Raw genomic sequence first — 272 nt, forward strand, 5'->3', positions numbered from 1 at the left:
TGTGTATAAGAGACAGTTCTATGAGTGGCGGGGCACGGCGCGCAAGCGCCCGTACTGGCTCACCGGCGAGAGCACACCGCTGTTTTTCGCCGCTTTGTGGGAAGCCTATCCGGTTGAGGGTTGCGTCTACCTGAGCGCGGCGGTGGTGACTCAGGCGGCGGAGAGACAGCGTCGGCCACTGATCCTCGATCGGGCGCTTAAACACATCTGGCGCTGCCGGCGACGCCCCACGAGTGGGAGGCTTGGGCGGGCGCGGATGATATGGAATGGCA

Annotated in this window: 1 protein-coding gene; it reads left to right on the forward strand. The window is 64.0% G+C overall.

Translation table 11 applies throughout. The features are described 5' to 3' along the window. On the forward strand, window positions 1-272 hold a 272-nt coding region (locus ACQ4LH_RS21660; RefSeq protein ID WP_430699004.1), incomplete at both ends, for an SOS response-associated peptidase family protein.

It is taken from the genome of Pseudomonas peli (assembly GCF_050563605.1).
Lineage (GTDB): Bacteria > Pseudomonadota > Gammaproteobacteria > Pseudomonadales > Pseudomonadaceae > Aquipseudomonas > Aquipseudomonas peli_A.